Origin of the sequence: Streptomyces albidoflavus, assembly GCF_000719955.1 — a bacterium.
Lineage (GTDB): Bacteria > Actinomycetota > Actinomycetes > Streptomycetales > Streptomycetaceae > Streptomyces > Streptomyces albidoflavus.
This window is the reverse complement of the sequence record NZ_JOII01000050.1, coordinates 1-18,460: the sequence shown is the minus strand read 5'-3', so window position 1 is coordinate 18,460 and position 18,460 is coordinate 1. Positions and strand designations below refer to the sequence as shown.

General features: G+C 72.1%; 13 protein-coding genes. 8 read left to right on the top strand and 5 right to left on the bottom strand.

Annotated features, from left to right (window positions below):
* Positions 1-3 precede the first annotated feature (3 nt).
* The 3 genes from IF45_RS0129515 to IF45_RS0129505 all read right to left on the bottom strand — a co-directional run bounded on the left by IF45_RS0129515 (position 4) and on the right by IF45_RS0129505 (position 7,303).
* Positions 4-1,881 carry an ABC transporter substrate-binding protein gene (locus tag IF45_RS0129515; protein WP_030310578.1) on the bottom strand — a complete coding sequence of 626 codons (1,878 nt, stop codon included), beginning with the start codon at positions 1,879-1,881 and terminating at the stop codon, positions 4-6.
* Between the two features lie 321 nt (positions 1,882-2,202).
* Positions 2,203-6,621: an SCO5717 family growth-regulating ATPase gene (locus IF45_RS0129510; RefSeq protein ID WP_030310577.1), complete on the bottom strand. Its 4,419-nt coding sequence runs from the start codon at positions 6,619-6,621 to the stop codon at positions 2,203-2,205.
* 448 nt (positions 6,622-7,069) lie between these two features.
* A complete protein-coding gene (locus IF45_RS0129505; protein WP_008410190.1) occupies positions 7,070-7,303 on the bottom strand; it encodes a DUF397 domain-containing protein in 234 nt (77 codons plus the stop codon).
* Positions 7,304-7,702: 399 nt separating this feature from the next.
* Between IF45_RS0129505 and rpsO the strand changes: the two genes are divergently transcribed.
* The 5 genes from rpsO (at position 7,703) to IF45_RS0129480 (ending at position 13,199) form a co-directional block, all read left to right on the top strand.
* Positions 7,703-7,990, top strand: a complete 288-nt coding sequence (gene rpsO, locus IF45_RS0129500) for a 30S ribosomal protein S15 (RefSeq protein WP_003951205.1) — start codon at positions 7,703-7,705, stop codon at positions 7,988-7,990.
* A gap of 376 nt (positions 7,991-8,366) precedes the next feature.
* Complete coding sequence (locus IF45_RS0129495) at positions 8,367-10,574, top strand: polyribonucleotide nucleotidyltransferase (protein WP_003951206.1); 2,208 nt, start codon at positions 8,367-8,369, stop codon at positions 10,572-10,574.
* On the top strand, positions 10,571-11,947 hold the full coding sequence (locus IF45_RS0129490) for a M16 family metallopeptidase (RefSeq protein ID WP_030310574.1): 1,377 nt from the start codon (positions 10,571-10,573) through the stop codon (positions 11,945-11,947). The genes IF45_RS0129495 and IF45_RS0129490 overlap by 4 nt, the downstream gene beginning before the upstream one ends.
* Positions 11,948-11,971: 24 nt before the next feature.
* On the top strand, positions 11,972-12,727 hold the full coding sequence (dapB, locus tag IF45_RS0129485; RefSeq protein WP_030310573.1) for a 4-hydroxy-tetrahydrodipicolinate reductase: 756 nt from the start codon (positions 11,972-11,974) through the stop codon (positions 12,725-12,727).
* Between the two features lie 13 nt (positions 12,728-12,740).
* Positions 12,741-13,199 carry a tetratricopeptide repeat protein gene (locus IF45_RS0129480; protein ID WP_003951209.1) on the top strand — a complete coding sequence of 153 codons (459 nt, stop codon included), beginning with the start codon at positions 12,741-12,743 and terminating at the stop codon, positions 13,197-13,199.
* A 55-nt stretch (positions 13,200-13,254) separates the two neighbouring features.
* Here IF45_RS0129480 and IF45_RS0129475 read toward each other — a convergent pair whose 3' ends face one another.
* Complete coding sequence (locus IF45_RS0129475) at positions 13,255-13,818, bottom strand: SCO5741 family PH domain-containing membrane protein (RefSeq protein WP_003951210.1); 564 nt, start codon at positions 13,816-13,818, stop codon at positions 13,255-13,257.
* 92 nt (positions 13,819-13,910) lie between these two features.
* Entirely contained in the window at positions 13,911-14,150 is a 240-nt protein-coding gene (locus tag IF45_RS0129470) for a hypothetical protein (protein WP_003951211.1), read from the bottom strand.
* Between the two features lie 212 nt (positions 14,151-14,362).
* Here IF45_RS0129470 and thyX point away from each other — a divergent pair, with 212 nt between their 5' ends.
* From thyX to IF45_RS0129455, 3 genes are all read left to right on the top strand, one after another.
* Entirely contained in the window at positions 14,363-15,103 is a 741-nt protein-coding gene (gene thyX / locus IF45_RS0129465; RefSeq protein WP_030310570.1) for an FAD-dependent thymidylate synthase, read from the top strand.
* A 233-nt stretch (positions 15,104-15,336) separates the two neighbouring features.
* A complete protein-coding gene (gene dapA / locus IF45_RS0129460; RefSeq protein ID WP_030310568.1) occupies positions 15,337-16,260 on the top strand; it encodes a 4-hydroxy-tetrahydrodipicolinate synthase in 924 nt (307 codons plus the stop codon).
* A 103-nt stretch (positions 16,261-16,363) separates the two neighbouring features.
* Entirely contained in the window at positions 16,364-18,049 is a 1,686-nt protein-coding gene (locus IF45_RS0129455; protein WP_003951214.1) for a ribonuclease J, read from the top strand.
* Positions 18,050-18,460 lie beyond the last annotated feature (411 nt).

Below are 18,460 nucleotides of genomic sequence, written 5' to 3'. Positions count from 1 at the left end.
GGCCTATTCACGGTCCTCCGCGGTGGCCCGGCGCCGCAGCCCGAAGAGGACTCCCGCCCCGATCGCCAGGACCGCCGCCACGCCGATGCCGACCATCGCGCCGGTGGAGAGGCCACCCGAGCCCTCGGACCCCGCGTCGTCGTCGGCGGGCACCGCCGACCACCAGCTCCAGTAGCCGTCCTGGCCGTAGATGTTGCCCGCGGCCTGGGGCATCGTGGTGATCGACTTGATCTGGTCGGTGCGGTACGCCTCGACGGCGTTCGGGTACGCCAGGACGTTCATGTACCCGGTGTCGTACAGCCGCGACTGCATCTGCTTGACCAGGTCGGCGCGCTTGGCCGGGTCGTACTCGGCGAGCTGCTGCCCGTAGAGCTTGTCGAACTCCTTGTCGCAGATGAAGTTGTCGGTGGCCGACGACTCCTTCGGCTTGTTCGGGAGCGCCGCGCAGGTGTGGATGCCGAGGACGAAGTCCGGGTCCGGGTTGACCGACCAGCCGTCGAAGGCCAGGTCGTACTCGCCGGCCGCCCACGGGTCGGAGACGTTGTCGAGGCAGTCGACCTTCAGGCCGATGCCCAGCTCGCCCCACCACTCCTGGAGGTACTTGCCGACCGCCTTGTCGTTGGGGTCGGTGGCGTGGCACAGGATGCGGAAGTCCAGCGGCTTGCCGTCCTTGCCGACGCGCTTGCCCTCGGCGTTCTTCTCGTACCCCGCGTCGTCCAGCAGCTCGGCCGCCTTCGCCGGGTCGTAGGCGCGCTTCTGCTCGGCGGACGGCTTCCAGAAGTAGTCGCCGAAGCGGGGCGGTATGTACCCCTCGCCCTCGACGGCGTTGCCCTGGAAGACCCGGTCCACGATGGTCTCGCGGTCGACGGCGGTGAAGAGCGCCTCACGGACCTTGGCGTCCTGGAGCGCGGGGTGCCCGTCGCCGAACTCCTCGCCGTCCTTGGTGCGCGCGCCCGGGTTGACCGCGAGGGCGAAGAAGCGCCGGCCGGGGCCCTCGTTGACCTTGATGTTGTCGGCCTTGGCGAGGGAGTTGGCCTGCGCCGGGGTGAGGCTCGGGCTGCCCGCGGCGAAGGAGACCTCGCCCTTGCGGAGCGCGGCGACGGCGGCGTCCTGGTCCTTGTAGTAGCGGAAGACCAGCTCGTCGAACTTGGGGGCGCCGCGCCAGTAGTCCTTGTTGGCGGTGAGCTTGACGTAGCTGTCGCGCTTGTACTCGGTCAGGACGAACGGCCCGTTGCCGACGACGGGGAAGTCCTGGTCGTTGTTGAACTTCGAGAAGTCGTCGACCTTCTCCCACACGTGCTTCGGGACGATCGGCACGTCCAGCGCGGTCATCGTCGCCTGCGGCTTCTTCAGCTCCACCACGAGCTTGTCGGGGCCGGGCGCGGTGACCTTCTTGAAGTTGCTGGTGAACGAGCCGTTGGCGGTCGCCGCGGCCTCGTCCTCCATCATCGTGTTGAAGGTCCAGGCGGCGTCCTCGGCGGTGACCTTCTCGCCGTCCGACCACTTGGCGTCGGAGCGGATCGTGTAGGTCCACGTCAGCTTGTCGTCGGAGGACTCCCACTCGGTGGCCATCGCCGGCACCGTGGAGTTGTCCTTGGCGTCGTAGTTGGTGAGGAAGTCGTACATCAGCCGGTGGATCGAGGTCGACACCAGCGTCTGGGCGAGGAACGGGCTGAGCGAGTCGACGCTCTGCGCCACCGCCACCGTCAGCGTCTTCTTGCCGCCGTCGGCCGCCTCGGCCTCGTGCGGGGCCGGGTTGAGCGGCGTGGCGAGCCCCGCCGTCAGGGACATCGCCGCCACGCCCGAGGCGGCCAGCAGCCGGAGCCTGCCGCGCCGGGTGCGGGGATTCGTTGAGCTGCCGTGCTGTTCTGGTCTGTCCATAGGTCGGGGACCTCGCGTCGTCGCTCGCACAGGGAAGGCCGCTTGATCATGAAGCGCCGTTGGGTGATGTGAGTGTCTACCAGCGCTGGTCTAAACATGTCAACGGTCGATGAACACAGTGTGGCCTGCGGTAACGCCCGGGAAACGGGGCGGTGTTGAGCGGCTCGGCGCTCATTGGTCCAGTCCTCTGAAACGCCCTGCGCGAGGTGGGGCGCGAGCTGCGCGAGAGGCTCCGCACCACCCGGAGAACGCCAACCGGCCGCCACCCGGGAGAGGTTGACCCTCCCCGGACGACGGCCGGTACGAACCCGACGCCAACGGCTACTGCTGCGGCGGCTGTTCACCCTCCGCGGCGGGCGGCTGCCCCTGTCCCGGCACCTGGCCCGGAGCCTGCCCGGGCACCTGGTACGGCGCACCCGGCGCCGGGTACTGCCCCGGCTGCCCGTAAGGCGCCGCGCCCGGCGCCCCCGGCTGCTGCCCCCACGGCCCCGGCGGCTGCGCCGGATAGCCGTAACCGTCCTGCTGCGGCTGCGGCTGCGGCTGCGGCTGCGGCTGCGGCGCCTGGGGCGGCTGCCCCTGCGGCGGGTACGGGGCGCCCTGAGGCGGCGCGCCCGCCCCGTACGCCGGGGGCTGCGGCCCCGCCGGCGGCTGCGACGCCGGATAGCCGTACCCCGGGCCGCCCGGCTGCTGCGGGACCCCGCCCTGCGGCGGGTACGGGGCCTGCGGCGGCTGCGGTGCGGCGGCGGGCATCCCGGGCTGCTGCTGGGCCTGGCCCGGCAGCGGCGGCGCGGCCACCGGCGGCGGGTTGCCGTCGGAGGTCCACAGGCCCTGCTGCTGCTGGGCCCGCGCGAAGTCCTCCGCGACCAGCGCCGACAGGTTGAAGTACGCCTCGCGCGTCTTCGGCCGCATCATGTCGAGGTCCACCTCGGCACCGGCCGACAGGTGCTCGTCGAACGGGATGACGACCACGCCGCGGCAGCGCGTCTCGAAGTGCTGGACGATGTCGTCCACCTTGATCATCTTGCCGGTCTCGCGCACCCCGGAGATGACCGTCAGCGACCGCGACACCAGCTCCGCGTACCCGTGCGCCGACAGCCAGTCCAGCGTCGTCGAGGCGCTGGACGCCCCGTCGACCGAGGGCGTCGAGATGATGATCAACTGGTCGGCGAGGTCCAGCACCCCGCGCATCGCGCTGTACAGCAGCCCCGTCCCCGAGTCGGTGAGGATGATCGGGTACTGCTTGCCGAGGACGTCGATCGCCCGCCGGTAGTCCTCGTCGTTGAAGGTGGTCGAGACCGCCGGGTCCACGTCGTTGGCGATGATCTCCAGCCCGGACGGCGCCTGCGAGGTGAACCGCCGGATGTCCATGTACGAGTGGAGGTGCGGGATCGCCTGCACCAGGTCGCGGATGGTCGCCCCGGTCTCCCGGCGCACCCGGCGGCCGAGCGTGCCCGCGTCGGGGTTGGCGTCGATGGCGAGGATCTTGTCCTGCCGCTCGGTGGCCAGCGTCGCCCCGAGCGCGGTGGTCGTGGTCGTCTTGCCCACGCCGCCCTTGAGGCTGATGACCGCGATGCGGTAGCAGGACAGCACGGGGGTGCGGATCAGCTCCAGCTTCCGCAGCCGCTCCGCCTCCTCCTTCTTCCCGCCGAGCTTGAACCGCCCGCCCGCACCCGGCCGCCCGCTGCGCGCCTTCTGCTTGTTGTTGCGCAGCAGCCGGTCCGAGGACAGCTCGACCGCCGCCGTGTAACCGAGCGGCGCGCCCGGATTGGTCCGCTCCCGCTGGTCGTGCTGGACCGGCTGCGGCCACGCCGCCCCGGTCCGCGGGTCCACCGGCGCCTGCGGCGGCAACGGCGCACCCTGCGCCGGGTAGGGCTGCTGCCCGGGCCCGGCCTGCGGCTGCTGGGGCGGCGCCGGGTAGCCGTACGCGGGCCCCGGCACACCCTGCTGCGGCACCCGGGGCACGCCCGGGGCGGGCTGGGCGCCGGGCGCCTGCTGCGCAGGGGGCGGCGGCTGGGCACCGGGCACCTGCTGCGCGGGCGGGAAGCCGTAGCCGTCGGGCGCCTGCGGGGCGCCTGCCGGAGGCTGCCCCGGAGTCTGCGGGGCGTTCTGCGGCGCGGGCACGGGGCCCTGCGGGGCGGCGGCGTGGGGCGCGCCGAACGGGGCCCCCGGCGCGGCGTGCGGGGCCTGCGGCGTCTGCGCGGCGTCCTGCGGCGCGGGGGAGGGCTGCGGGAAGCCGTACGCACCCGGCGCCCCGGCCGTACCCTGCTGCGCCGTGGCGGGCTGCCCGCCGTGCGGGGCGCCGGAGTGCTGCGGGCCCTGCGGGGCGGGCGCGGCGGGTGCCTGGCCCCCCTGCGGGAAGCCGTAGCCGCCCGGCGCGCCCTGCTGCTGCGGAGCCTGCGGCGGGAAGCCGTACGCACCCGGGCCGGGCGCCTGCGGCGGCTGCGCGTCCTGCGGCGCGGGCGGCGCGGCGGGCGCGTCGGCCGGGGCGGGCTGCGGGGCAGGCGGCGTGGGCTGCGGTGCGGGCGGCTGGGCCGCCTGCGGGAAGCCGTAGCCACCGGGACCGCCCTGCGGCGCCCCGGGGTGCTGCTGCGGGAAGCCGTAGCCGCTTGCCACCCCGGGCGCCTGCTGCGGGGCGGCCGGGCCGGGTCCCTGCGGAGGCTGCTGGGGCGCCTGCTGGAAGGGCGGCGTGGCGGGGGGCGCGGGGGGAACCGGGGGAGCGGCCGCCCCGGGCCACTGCGACGCACCGGGCGGCGCCGACGGGGCGCCCTCCGCGGGCGGGAAGGCGGCCGGCAGCGGCGGCAGACCGCCCTGCTGCGGCGCACCCGTCGGCTGCGCCCACGGCGGCGGGGCGTCCTGCGGTGCGGGCGGCGTCGCCGGGGCGGCGTCGCGCGGTGCCTCGGACGGGGCGGGCGACGGGGCGGCCGACCAGGGCGTTTCCCCGGCGGCCCCGCCCTGCGCACCGTCCTGCGGCGCGTCCTGCGGGGCGTCCTGGGGGGCGGGCGGCGCGGGCTCCGCCGCGGCGCGACGGGCCTCGGCCTCGGCGTCGCGACGGGCGATCTCCTGCTTGAGCGCGGCGGCGGAGAAGCGCATCGTGTCGCCGCTCTCCAGGTCGGCCGCGCCCGCCCCGCTCTGCGGCGCGGAGGCCGGAGCCTCCTGCTCCGGCGCGGCGGGGGGCTGCTCCGCACGGGGCGGGACCCCGGGCAGGCCGCCGCCCTGGCCGGACGGCTCGATCCGCGCGTGGGACGGCGGGACGAGTCCGGGTGCGGGAGTGTCCGCCCAGTTCGGCGCGAACCCCCCGTTGAACGCGGGCCGCTGGGGCTCCCGCGCCTCGCCGCCGTCCCGCGAGCTGAACGGCGCGGCCCCGTCGGCCACCGGCCGGCCCGCGCTGTCCGTACCGGTTCCGGAACCCGAAGCGGAATCCGGGCCGACGCTCTCGTGCGCACCGGCTCCCGGACCGCTCGCCCCGTCACCGGAGGACGTCGGCGCACCGGAGCTGTCGCCCCCTGCCGCCCCGTCGTCCCCCGTCACGCCGCGCTCCGGCGCCCCACCGGGCTTCTGCAGGCCGAACTCCGAGGCGGCCCCGAAACCACCGCCCGCACCGGAAGCGGAATCCTTCGCGGAGTCCTCACTGTCTGCGGCGGAACTGGTGGAACTGGCGGACGGCGAGGAGAACGGCCGAGCGAACGAGACCGGGCGCCCCGCACCCACCGCCCCGACACCGGCCGCCGAACCCGACCCCGCGGACCACGGCACATCGGCGGACGAGGCCGACGACGCCGCACCGTCCTCACCGTCCGGCGCGGACGGCGGCTCCGGCTCCGCCCCGGAAACCGGCGTCCCGGACGAGTCAGAGTCCGCGTGAGAGTCCGGCTCCGGCTCCGAGCCCGGCCCGGCCGTACCGTCCGCACCCCCGTCCGCCTCCGCCGGCTCGCTCTCCCGGACCTCGTCCTCCGAGGCCTGGTCCTGCTCCGCCCGGGCCTCCGCCATCAACTCCTCCAGGACGCCCCGCGCCCGGCTCTTCGCCTCGGGCACGTCGTCCCCGGTGCTTCCGCCCGGAGCGGACTCCGCCTCCTCGGCCGTCGAGTCGGCGGCCACCACGGCGGCACCGCGCGAGCCCAGCCCACCGGCCGCGAACGAGAAGTCAAAGTCGGTCGGCGACACCGGCGCACCGGCCGAGGACGCACTCCCCGCCGCCGCGCTCTCGCGCGCCCCGTCCCCTTCTTCGTCCGCCTCGCCGTCCGCACCTACGCCGGCTTCGTCCTCGGCCTCGTCCTTCGCAGGGTCCTCGTCCAGCGAGTCCGCCCCGAAGGAATCCGCGCTGAGCGCACCCCCGTCGTCCTCGCCGGACGCGCGGATTCCGGAGTCCGCCCCGGCGGCGTCGTCACGCTCCGGGAGTGACGCCGGGAGCGACGTCCGCGCCGCCCCGTCCGAGGAGGAAACCCCCAGGTCGCGCGCCCCGTGAGCCGCCCCGTCGCGCTCCGCGCCGGCGGCCCCGTCCGCACCGTCCCCGGCCCCGTCCGCCGCGCCGGACGCGTCGCCCCCGGCCTCGTCCGCCCTGCGGCCCCCCGAGCCCCCGCCCGAGAACGGAGCGACCCCGCCGCTCGAAGAGGCTTCGGCCGTGTACCAGGCATCGGCGCTGAAGGTGTACTCGCCGGTCGTCTCCGCGGCGGACTCCACGTCGGCCTGATCATCGACGGGTGTGTTGCCGCCCCCGCGGAACCCGTCCCGATCGCTGCTCACAATGCCTCCTGGTGTGGTCGTGCACCCTCATGTCGTGCGGCGGGGTGATGTCCGCGGGCTCCCGGCGCGTACCGCGACCGCTGCCCGGCCGCGCTCCGGCACGCCTCTTCGCACACAGCGCCCCCTGCCCAGCCTAGTCACCGGCCCGAGCGCCCCGGCAGCTCCCGCCGGTCACAACTCGCCTCGGAGCGGGGCGATTTCCTCACCCGTGCGGCATATGTACGCAAGGAGCCGAACCGTGCCACGGGCAACTCGGGTCAAATCCGGGCCCGTCCACACACCATCACCACAACTCGGCGCCTGCGCACGGCCCGCGGAGCCGGACCCCGCCGCACCGGCTGCCGCTCCAGGCCCCGGAAACGGAGAAGGCACGCCCCGCCCGCAGGCGGCACGTGCCTCGTCACCGGCGGCGCGGGGCCGGACACCTGGTGTCCGGCCCCGCCCGCCCTCACTTGAGGTCGAACTCCCCGTCCCGCGCCCCCAGGACGAAGGCGCGCCACTCGGCCTCGGTGTAGCGCAGGACCGTGTCCGGGTCGAGCGAGGAGCGCATGGCGACGCCGCCGCCGGGCAGGTAGGCGATCTCGACCCGCTCCTCGTGCTCCTCAGCCCCGGGCGCGCTGATCCACTCGACACCCGAGATGTCCAGCGCGTACAGCTCGTCCTTCTCCTGCTGAGTCCCCATTGCCCGCTCCCTCTTCACGTCCCGACGGCGAAACCGGCCGCCCAGTCTGCCGTGCCCGGCCCGGTCCCACCACCTCCTCCGGCGGACGCCCCCCGAAGGAGCGGACCCGCCCCCGACTTCCGGCCGGCGGCGCCCCCGACCTCGTAGAACCCCGCCCGCGCGCCCCGGCGTCAACCTCGCGCCCGCGCGTCACCCGGACCTGTCCGGCTGCGGCACGACCGGCTCCCCGCCCCTGCTACTCTGTCCGAGGCCGTCTGTGCCCACGTCCCGAGCCCCGCGTTCGACACGCGGTCCCGGACGACCGGACGGATCCATCCGCCTCCCGAGTCACCGAAGCCTCCCCTGAGACGAAGACCAGGGGCGCTCGGAGGCAAGCGAAGACATCACAGAGGAGTACGCGTGTCGCTCGACGCCGCTACGAAGAAGCAGATCATGACCGAGTTCGCCACCAAGGAGGGTGACACCGGCTCCCCCGAGGTCCAGGTCGCCCTGCTGTCGCGCCGGATCTCGGACCTGACCGAGCACCTCAAGACCCACAAGCACGACCACCACTCCCGTCGTGGTCTGCTGATCCTGGTCGGTCAGCGCCGCCGCCTTCTCCAGTACCTGGCCAAGAAGGACATCCAGCGCTTCCGTGCCCTGGTCGAGCGCCTCGGCATCCGCCGCGGTGCCGCGGGCGCCAAGTAAGACGTCGTGGAGGGAGCGGTTCCCCGCCTGAGGGGACCGCTCCCTTTGCCGTACGTGCGCCCCGGCCCGGTCTCTTTGTAGGCTGGTGGGGCACGCGTCACAGCAGGACAACCTGACCACACCCGCGCGTACCGTACGTACGCGTACCGTGGTCACCGGGCACGTAAGACACGTGTCCCGGGAAAGGTCCGGGCACGACCCGGGCGAGACGAGGGGACGCGTTCCGCGCCGCCGCCGGTCCTCGGTAGTGGCTCCCGGAAGCACCGCGCGAGCGGGGCACCGAGGGCTTCGATCGAAGACCGGCCCGCAACTGGAACGCTCCCCGCCCCGTCCCCGCGCCACACGGGCCAGGGACGAAGACGAGGAGAGCACGCGAGTGGAGAACGAGACCCACTACGCCGAGGCCGTCATCGACAACGGCACCTTCGGCACCCGCACCATCCGCTTCGAGACGGGCCGCCTGGCCAAGCAGGCCGCCGGTTCCGCCGTGGCGTACCTGGACGACGACACCATGGTGCTGTCGGCCACCACCGCTTCCAAGAAGCCCAAGGACCAGCTGGACTTCTTCCCGCTGACCGTGGACGTCGAGGAGCGGATGTACGCGGCCGGGAAGATCCCCGGTTCCTTCTTCCGCCGTGAGGGCCGGCCCTCCGAGGACGCGATCCTCACCTGCCGCCTGATCGACCGGCCCCTGCGCCCCTCCTTCCGCAAGGGCCTGCGCAACGAGATCCAGATCGTCGAGACGATCATGGCGCTCAACCCCGACCACCTCTACGACGTGGTCGCCATCAACGCCGCCTCCTGCTCCACGCAGCTGGCCGGCCTGCCCTTCTCCGGCCCGATCGGCGGCACCCGCGTCGCCCTGATCAACGGCCAGTGGGTCGGCTTCCCGACCCACACCGAGCTGGAGGACGCCGTCTTCGACATGGTCGTCGCCGGCCGTGTGCTCGACGACGGTGACGTCGCGATCATGATGGTCGAGGCCGAGGCCACCGAGAAGACGATCCAGCTGGTCAAGGACGGCGCCGCCGCCCCGACCGAAGAGGTCGTCGCCGCCGGTCTGGAAGCCGCCAAGCCCTTCATCAAGGCGCTCTGCAAGGCCCAGTCCGAGCTGGCCGCCAAGGCCGCCAAGCCCACCGGCGAGTTCCCGATCTTCCTGGACTACCAGGACGACGTGCTCGAGGCCCTCAAGGCCGCCGTCGAGTCCGAGCTGGCCCAGGCGCTGACCATCGGTGGCAAGCAGGAGCGCGAGGCCGAGCTGGACCGCGTCAAGGCCGTCGCCGCCGAGAAGCTGCTCCCGCAGTTCGAAGGCCGCGAGAAGGAGATCTCCGCGGCCTACCGCGCGCTGACCAAGGAACTGGTCCGCCGCCGCGTCATCAAGGACAAGGTCCGCATCGACGGCCGTGGCGTCACGGACATCCGTACGCTCGCCGCCGAGGTCGAGGCCATCCCGCGCGTGCACGGCTCGGCGCTGTTCGAGCGTGGCGAGACCCAGATCCTGGGCGTCACCACCCTCAACATGCTCCGCATGGAGCAGCAGCTCGACACCCTCTCGCCGGTGACGCGCAAGCGCTACATGCACAACTACAACTTCCCGCCGTACTCCACCGGCGAGACCGGCCGCGTCGGCTCCCCGAAGCGCCGCGAGATCGGCCACGGCGCCCTCGCCGAGCGCGCCCTGGTCCCGGTCCTGCCGACCCGCGAGGAGTTCCCCTACGCGATCCGCCAGGTCTCCGAGGCCCTCGGCTCCAACGGCTCCACGTCGATGGGCTCCGTCTGCGCCTCCACCATGTCGCTGCTGAACGCCGGTGTGCCCCTCAAGGCCCCCGTCGCCGGTATCGCCATGGGCCTGATCTCCCAGGAGATCGACGGCGAGACGCACTACGTCACCCTCACCGACATCCTCGGTGCGGAGGACGCCTTCGGTGACATGGACTTCAAGGTCGCCGGCACCAAGACCTTCGTCACCGCGCTCCAGCTCGACACCAAGCTCGACGGCATCCCCGCCTCGGTCCTGGCCGCCGCGCTGAAGCAGGCCCGCGACGCCCGCCTCCACATCCTCGATGTGATGAACGAGGCCATCGACGTCCCGGACGAGATGTCCCCCAACGCCCCGCGGATCATCACCGTCAAGATCCCCGTGGACAAGATCGGTGAGGTCATCGGCCCCAAGGGCAAGATGATCAACCAGATCCAGGAGGACACCGGCGCCGACATCACGATCGAGGACGACGGCACCATCTACATCGGTGCCGCCGACGGCCCGGCCGCCGAGGCCGCCCGCGCCACGATCAACGGCATCGCCAACCCGACCATGCCGGAGGTCGGCGAGCGCTACCTGGGTACGGTCGTCAAGACCACCACCTTCGGTGCCTTCGTCTCCCTGCTCCCGGGCAAGGACGGCCTGCTGCACATCTCGCAGATCCGCAAGCTCGCCGGCGGCAAGCGCGTGGAGAACGTCGAGGACGTCCTCGGCGTCGGCGCGAAGGTCCAGGTCGAGATCGCCGAGATCGACTCCCGCGGCAAGCTCTCGCTGATCCCGGTCATCGAGGGCGAGGACGAGAAGGACGACGCCTCCTCGTGACGTCCCGCACCTCCCGGACGACGGCCCGCGCCACCCCGGCGCGGGCCGTCGCCCGTACCCAAACGCTGCTCAAGGGCAAGGACGGCATCGGTACCGTCCGCCGCACCACCCTCCCGGGCGGGCTGCGCGTGGTCACCGAGACCCTGCCCTCCGTCCGCTCCGCCACCTTCGGCATCTGGGTCAACGTCGGCTCCCGCGACGAGACCCCGACGCTCAACGGCGCCACCCACTACCTCGAGCACCTCCTCTTCAAGGGCACCGCCAAGCGCAGCGCCCTCGACATCTCCGCCGCCGTCGACGCGGTCGGCGGCGAGATGAACGCCTTCACGGCGAAGGAGTACACCTGCTACTACGCGCGGGTGCTCGACACCGATCTGCCGCTCGCCATCGACGTGGTCTGCGACATGCTCACCGGCTCCCTGATCGCCCCCGAGGACGTCGACGCCGAGCGCGGCGTCATCCTCGAGGAGATCGCGATGACCGAGGACGACCCGGGCGACTGCGTCCACGACCTGTTCGCCCACACCATGCTGGGCGACACCCCGCTGGGCCGCCCCGTCCTCGGCACCGTCGACACCATCAACGCCCTCGGCCGCGACCAGATCGCCCGCTTCTACAAGCGGCACTACGACCCGACCCGCCTGGTCGTCGCCGCCGCCGGCAACGTCGACCACGCCCGAGTCGTCCGCCAGGTCCGCGCCGCCTTCGACCGCGCCGGAGCCCTGGAGCGCACCGACGCGGAGCCGACCGCGCCGCGCGCCGGCAGCCGCACCCTGCGCGCCAACGGCAAGGTCGAGGTGGTCAACCGCCGCACCGAGCAGGCCCACGTCATCCTCGGCATGCCCGGCCTCGCCCGCACCGACGACCGCCGCTGGGCGATGAGCGTGCTCAACGCGGCCCTCGGCGGCGGCATGTCCTCCCGCCTCTTCCAGGAGGTCCGCGAGAAGCGGGGCCTGGCCTACAGCGTGTACTCGTACACCTCGGGCTTCGCCGACTGCGGCCTCTTCGGCGTGTACGCGGGCTGCCGGCCCAGCCAGGTCGACGACGTGCTGCGGATCTGCCGCGACGAACTCGACGCGGTCGCCGGCGGCGGCCTCAGCGACGACGAGGTGAGCCGCGCCATCGGCCAGCTCGCCGGATCGACCGTCCTGGGCCTGGAGGACACCGGCGCCCTGATGAACCGCATCGGCAAGAGCGAGCTGTGCTGGGGCGAGCAGATGTCGGTCGACGACATGCTCGCGAAGATCTCGGCGGTCACCCCGGACGAGGTCCGCGAGGTCGCCCGCGACATCCTGGGACAGCGGCCCTCGCTCTCCGTCATCGGGCCGCTCAAGGACAAGCAGGCCGCGCGCCTGCACGACGTGGTCGCCTGAACCACCGAGAAGAGGAACGAAGCAATGAGCGACAAGCTGCGGGTGGCCGTGCTGGGCGCCAAGGGCCGCATCGGCTCCGAGGCCGTACGCGCCGTCGAGGCGGCCGGGGACATGGAGCTGGTGGCGGCGCTCGGCCGCGGCGACGCGCTGTCGGCGGTCACCGACGGTGGGGCCCAGGTCGCGGTGGAGCTGACCACCCCCGGCTCCGTCATGGAGAACCTCGAGTTCCTCGTCGGCAACGGCATCCACGCCGTGGTCGGCACCACCGGCTGGACCGACGAGCGCCTGGCCACCCTGCGCGGCTGGCTCGACGCCTCCCCGGGCACCGGCGTCCTCATCGCGCCCAACTTCTCCATCGGCGCCGTCCTCACCATGGCCTTCGCCCAGCAGGCCGCGCGCTACTTCGAGTCGGTGGAGGTCGTCGAGCTCCACCACCCGAACAAGGCCGACGCCCCCTCGGGCACCGCCACCCGCACCGCCCAGCTGATCGCCGCCGCCCGCGCCGAGGCCCAGCTCCCCGCCCAGCCCGACGCCACGGCGACGGCGCTGGACGGGGCGCGCGGCGCCGACGTGGACGGGATCCCGGTGCACGCGGTGCGGCTGCGGGGCCTCCTCGCCCACCAGGAGGTCCTCCTCGGCGGCGAGGGCGAGACCCTCACGATCCGCCACGACTCGCTGCACCACAGCAGCTTCATGCCGGGCATCCTGCTCGGCGCCAGGCGGGTGGGGAGCGCTCCGGGGCTCACCTTCGGCCTGGAACACTTCCTCGACCTGAACTGACCGGGCTGACCCCATGCGCGCAAAGATCACCTATCTCGTCACGGCCCTCGTCCTGGTCGTCTACTTCGTCCTGGTCGGCAGCCGCGGCGTGCTGCTCATCCGGCACGGCACCCCGCTGACCGTCGTCTTCGGCGTGGCCGTGCTGGTGCTTCCGGTGATCGGCGTCTGGTTCCTCTGGAAGAACACCCAGTTCGTCCAGCGGGCCAACCGGCTCGCCGCCGAGCTGGAGGCCGAGGGCGGTCTCCCCGTGGACGAACTGGTCCGCACCCCGAGCGGCCGCGTCGACCGGGCCTCCGCCGACGCGGTCTTCGCCCGCCGCCGTGCCGAGACCGAGGACCACCCGGACGACTGGCGCTGCTGGTTCCGGCTGGCCGTCGCCTACCACGACGCCCGGGACACCCCCCGGGCCCGTAAGGCGATGCAGCGCGCCATCGCCCTGCACGCCGGCCGCCCGGTCCCCGAACAGGGCTGAGCACACGCGAAGGGCCCCGGAGGAACGGTCCTCCGGGGCCCTTCGCCTGCTCTCCTCAGCCGCGTGCGGCGGGCGCGTACTCGTACGCCCAGACCTCCACGGTGTCGGCGGCGCGGTCGAACGCCTCCGTGCGGGAGAGGAAGTCCGCGTTGTGGTCGGTGAGCAGGACGGCCGGCTCGGCGGCGCCCTCCCGGACGACCAGTTCCAGGGCCTGCCCCTGCACCGTGCGGGGGAGCGCCAGCCACTTCACCGGGCGCTGCGCGGTGCGGACCGCCCGCACCCGGTTCCAGGGCGTCGTCCGGGTGAGGAAGAAGCGGACGTGGCGCAGGCCGGTGGCGTTGACCCAGACGCCCATGCGCAGCAGACGCAGGGCGGAGGCGACCACGGCGAGCCCCAGGGCGCCGGTCACCGCCGCCCCGGACATCCCCCCGGCGGCCGCGATGATCACGGCGCTGACGAGGACGAACGACGCCAGCAGCAGCAGTATCGCCGCCGCCCCGACCCGCCAGGGGCCGGGGCGGTACGGCCGCCGCCACTGGTCCCGGTCGTCGTAGGGGAGCGGGGCGTCGTCCGCGGCCTCGTCGAATGCACGGTCGGCCGTCAGGAAGGCAAGGGGCACGGCTGGTCCTCACTCAAGCACGCTGGGGGGTGGTGCCCGGTGAGGCTACCGAGAGTGCCGCACCCCGACCACTCCAGGGTCCCCGGGTCGGCTCAGCGACCCTCGGATGCCTCGGACTTCTGGTGCTGGACGGTCGACTGCTCGGGGGACAGGGCGGGCATGCCGATCAGCAGGGCACCGACCAGCCCGGCCACCACGGTCAGCCCCATCAGGGTGCTGCCGACCCGCTGGCCCTTGGAGGCACGCTCCCTGGGCGGCGGTGTGACATTGCTGCGGAACTTCTCAGCCTCGGCGATGAAGGCGAACGGAACGGGCTCTCGCCGACGGAACATGTAAGGCGCTTCTCCTCGGAGATCGTGTGCGGTCGTGGGGGTGGGACGTGAAGTACGTCTCTGCAAGGTAAGACGATCGGCGGCCCGGATCGGTGCCCCTTATCGCCGAATTCGCTGAAGATTGTCGGCGCAGGACTCCGAACGGCCGATTGTCGGTGCCGGGTCGTAGAGTGGGCGCCGCCCGAGCGACACCCCCATGGAAGGACCCGCAGGTGAGCGACACCCCTGCTCCAGACCTCAAGCCCAGTTTCCGCAGCGACGTCACGGTGCAACTGGTCAAGCACAGCGCGAGCGACACGGACGTGCTGTGGGCCGCCCGCGTCTCCACCGCCGGTGAGCAGTCCCTGGACGAGCTGAGCAAGGACCCGGAGCGTTCCCGGGGTCTGATCAACTATCTGATGCGGGACCGCCACGGCAGCCCCTTCGAGCACAACTCGATGACGTTCTTCATCAGTGCTCCCATCTTCGTCTTCCGCGAGTTCATGCGGCACCGCGTGGGGTGGTCGTACAACGAGGAGTCCGGTCGCTACCGGGAGCTCCAGCCTGTCTTCTACGTCCCCGGCGCCGACCGCAAACTCGTCCAGCAGGGCCGGCCCGGAAAGTACGAGTTCGTCGAGGGCAGCGAGGAGCAGCGCGAGCTGACCGCCCGCACCCTGGAGAAGACCTACACCCAGGCGTACGAGGCGTACCAGGAGATGCTGGCGGGCGGCGTCGCCCGCGAGGTGGCCCGGGCGGCGCTGCCGGTCGGCCTGTACTCCTCGATGTACGCGACGTGCAACGCCCGGTCGCTGATGAACTTCCTCAGCCTGCGCACCCAGCACGAGCTGGCGACGGTCCCCTCGTTCCCACAGCGCGAGATCGAGATGGTCGGCCAGGAGATGGAGGCCCACTGGGCCGGGCTGATGCCGCTGACGTACGCCGCCTTCAACAAGAACGGCCGCGTCGGCCCCTGAGGCCGCGGCGGCGTCCGCCGGGCCAGCCATCCGCGGTGTCCGTATTGCGGCTTTTCAGAAAGTTCATCTAGCCTGATGAAACGGGTCCGGTACTGCTTGAACCCCCGAGCAGGCAGTGCCGGACCCTTCTGTCTGCCCTTGCGCCGTTCGTCCGCCCCACGGGGCACGCCGACGACGCTCGTCACATCGCCCTGAGGGGGACCGCACGCCGTGTAGCGAGTAGCGTGTTACCCATGGCTCCGACCTCCACTCCGCAGACCCCCTTCGGGAGGGTCCTCACCGCCATGGTCACGCCTCTGACGGCGGACGGCGCGCTCGACATCGACGGCGCCCAGCGCCTCGCCACCCACCTGGTGGACGCCGGCAACGACGGACTGGTCCTCAACGGCACCACCGGCGAGTCCCCGACCACCAGTGACGCGGAGAAAACCGAGCTGATCCGGGCCGTGCTCGACGCGGTCGGCGACCGGGCCCACATCGTCGCCGGAGTCGGTACCAACGACACCCGCCACAGCATCGAGCTGGCCCGCGCCGCCGAGGCGGCCGGAGCCCATGGCCTGCTGACGGTCACGCCGTACTACAACAAGCCCCCGCAGGAGGGCCTGTACCGCCACTTCACGGCGATCGCGGACTCCACCGGCCTGCCGGTCATGGTCTACGACATCCCCGGCCGCAGCGGTGTCCCGATCAACACGGAGACCCTGGTGCGCCTCGGGGAGCACCCGCGCATCGTGGCCAACAAGGACGCCAAGGGCGACCTCGGCCGCGCCAGCTGGGCCATCGCCCGCTCGGACCTCGCCTGGTACTCCGGCGACGACATGCTGAACCTCCCGCTGCTCTCGGTGGGCGCGGTCGGTTTCGTCTCGGTCGTCGGCCACCTGGTCACCCCCGAGCTGCGCGCCCTCCTGGAGGCGCACCTGAGCGGCGACGTCCAGAAGGCCACCGAGATCCACCAGCGGCTCCTGCCGGTCTTCACCGGGATGTTCCGCACCCAGGGCGTCATCACCACCAAGGCCGCCCTCGACCGGCTCGGACTGCCCGGCGGCTCGCTGCGCCTGCCGCTGGTCGAGCTGTCGGCGGAGGAAACTGTGCAGCTCACGATCGACCTGGCCGCGGGCGGGGTACAGCTCCAGTCCACAGACTTCACAACTGCATAAGCGCGACCGGTACGCCGGAGCACCACCACACAACTTCACCAGCACGAACGACACCCGCGCCACGTGCCGTCCGGTACGTGGCGCGGGTGGTAGGGAGAATCTTTTGAGTCATCCGCACCCTGAACTCGGCCCCCCGCCGAAGCTGCCGAAGGGCGGCCTGCGCGTCACACCGCTCGGCGGCCTCGGCGAGATCGGCCGCAACATGACGGTCTTCGAGTACGACGGCCGGCTGCTGATCGTCGACTGCGGCGTCCTCTTCCCCGAGGAGGAGCAGCCCGGCGTCGACCTGATCCTGCCCGACTTCACCTCGATCAGGAACCGCCTCGACGACATCGAGGGCATCGTCCTCACGCACGGCCACGAGGACCACATCGGCGGCGTCCCGTACCTGCTCCGCGAGAAGCCGGACATCCCGCTGATCGGCTCGAAGCTCACGCTCGCGCTGATCGAGGCGAAGCTCCAGGAGCACCGCATCCGGCCGTACACGCTGGAGGTCGCGGAGGACCACCGTGAGCGCGTCGGCCCCTTCGACTGCCAGTTCATCGCGGTCAACCACTCCATCCCGGACGCCCTGGCCGTCGCCATCCGCACCCCCGCGGGCATGGCGGTGCACACCGGCGACTTCAAGATGGACCAGCTCCCGATGGACCGGCGGCTCACCGACCTGCCGACCTTCGCGAAGCTCGGCGAGGAGGGCATCGACCTCCTGCTGACCGACTCCACCAACGCCGAGGTCCCCGGCTTCGTGCCGCCCGAGCGCGACATCTCCAACGTCCTGCGCAACGTCTTCGCCAACGCGGACAAGCGGATCATCGTGGCGAGCTTCGCCAGCCACGTCCACCGCATCCAGCAGATCCTGGACGCCGCCCACGAGTACGGCCGCCGGGTCGCCTTCGTCGGCCGCTCGATGGTGCGCAACATGGGCATCGCCCGCGACCTCGGTTACCTGAAGGTGCCGCCGGGCCTCGTCGTCGACGTCAAGGCGCTCGACGACCTGCCGGACGACGAGGTCGTGCTGGTCTGCACCGGTTCGCAGGGCGAGCCGATGGCCGCGCTCTCCCGCATGGCCAACCGGGACCACCAGATCCGCATCGTCCAGGGCGACACGGTGATCCTGGCCTCCTCGCTGATCCCGGGCAACGAGAACGCGGTCTACCGCGTGATCAACGGCCTGACCCGCTGGGGCGCCAACGTCGTCCACAAGGGCAACGCCAAGGTCCACGTCTCCGGACACGCCTCGGCCGGCGAGCTGCTGTACTTCTACAACATCTGCAAGCCGAAGAACCTGATGCCGGTCCACGGCGAATGGCGCCACCTGCGGGCCAACGCCGAACTGGGCGTCCTCACCGGCGTCCCGCCGCAGAACATCGTCATCGCCGAGGACGGCGTCGTCGTCGACCTGGTCGACGGCCGCGCCAAGATCGTCGGCAAGGTCCAGGCGGGCTACGTCTACGTGGACGGGCTCTCCGTCGGCGACGTCACCGAGACCTCGCTCAAGGACCGCCGCATCCTCGGCGACGAGGGCATCATCTCGGTCTTCGTGGTGGTGGACTCCAGCACCGGCAAGATCACCGGCGGCCCGCACATCCAGGCCCGCGGTTCGGGTATCGACGACGCGCGCTTCGCCGACGTCGTCCCCCGTATCCAGGAGGTTCTGGAGAAGTCGGCCCAGGACGGCGTGGTCGAGCCGCACCAGCTCCAGCAGCTGGTGCGCCGCACCCTCGGCAAGTGGGTCTCCGACCACTACCGCCGGCGCCCGATGATCCTTCCGGTCGTCGTCGAGGTCTGAGCCGCCGGCCGGCGCACCACGGAGCGGGGCTCCCCGGATTTGCATCGGGGAGCCCCGCTCCAGTACGTTTACGTCTCCACCCCAGCGGGAAGCACGGCGCACCTCTGTGTGCCCACGCGGACCGGGGCGGGTGGAATTCCGACTCAGAGTCTCTGATAACGTCGGAACTGCCGGAAAGGGAAAGCGAAGCGGAAACGTGGAGCTGGAACCGGAAAGGCGCCGAGGAAATCGGACGCGAAAGAGTCTGATAGAGTCGGTAACACGAAATACCGAAGGGAAGCGCCCGGAGGAAAGCCCGAGAGGGTGAGTACGAAGGAAGCGTCCGTTCCTTGAGAACTCAACAGCGTGCTAAAAGTCAACGCCAGATATGTTGATACCCCGACCGGCCAGGTTCCTGGCTGGTTGAGGTTC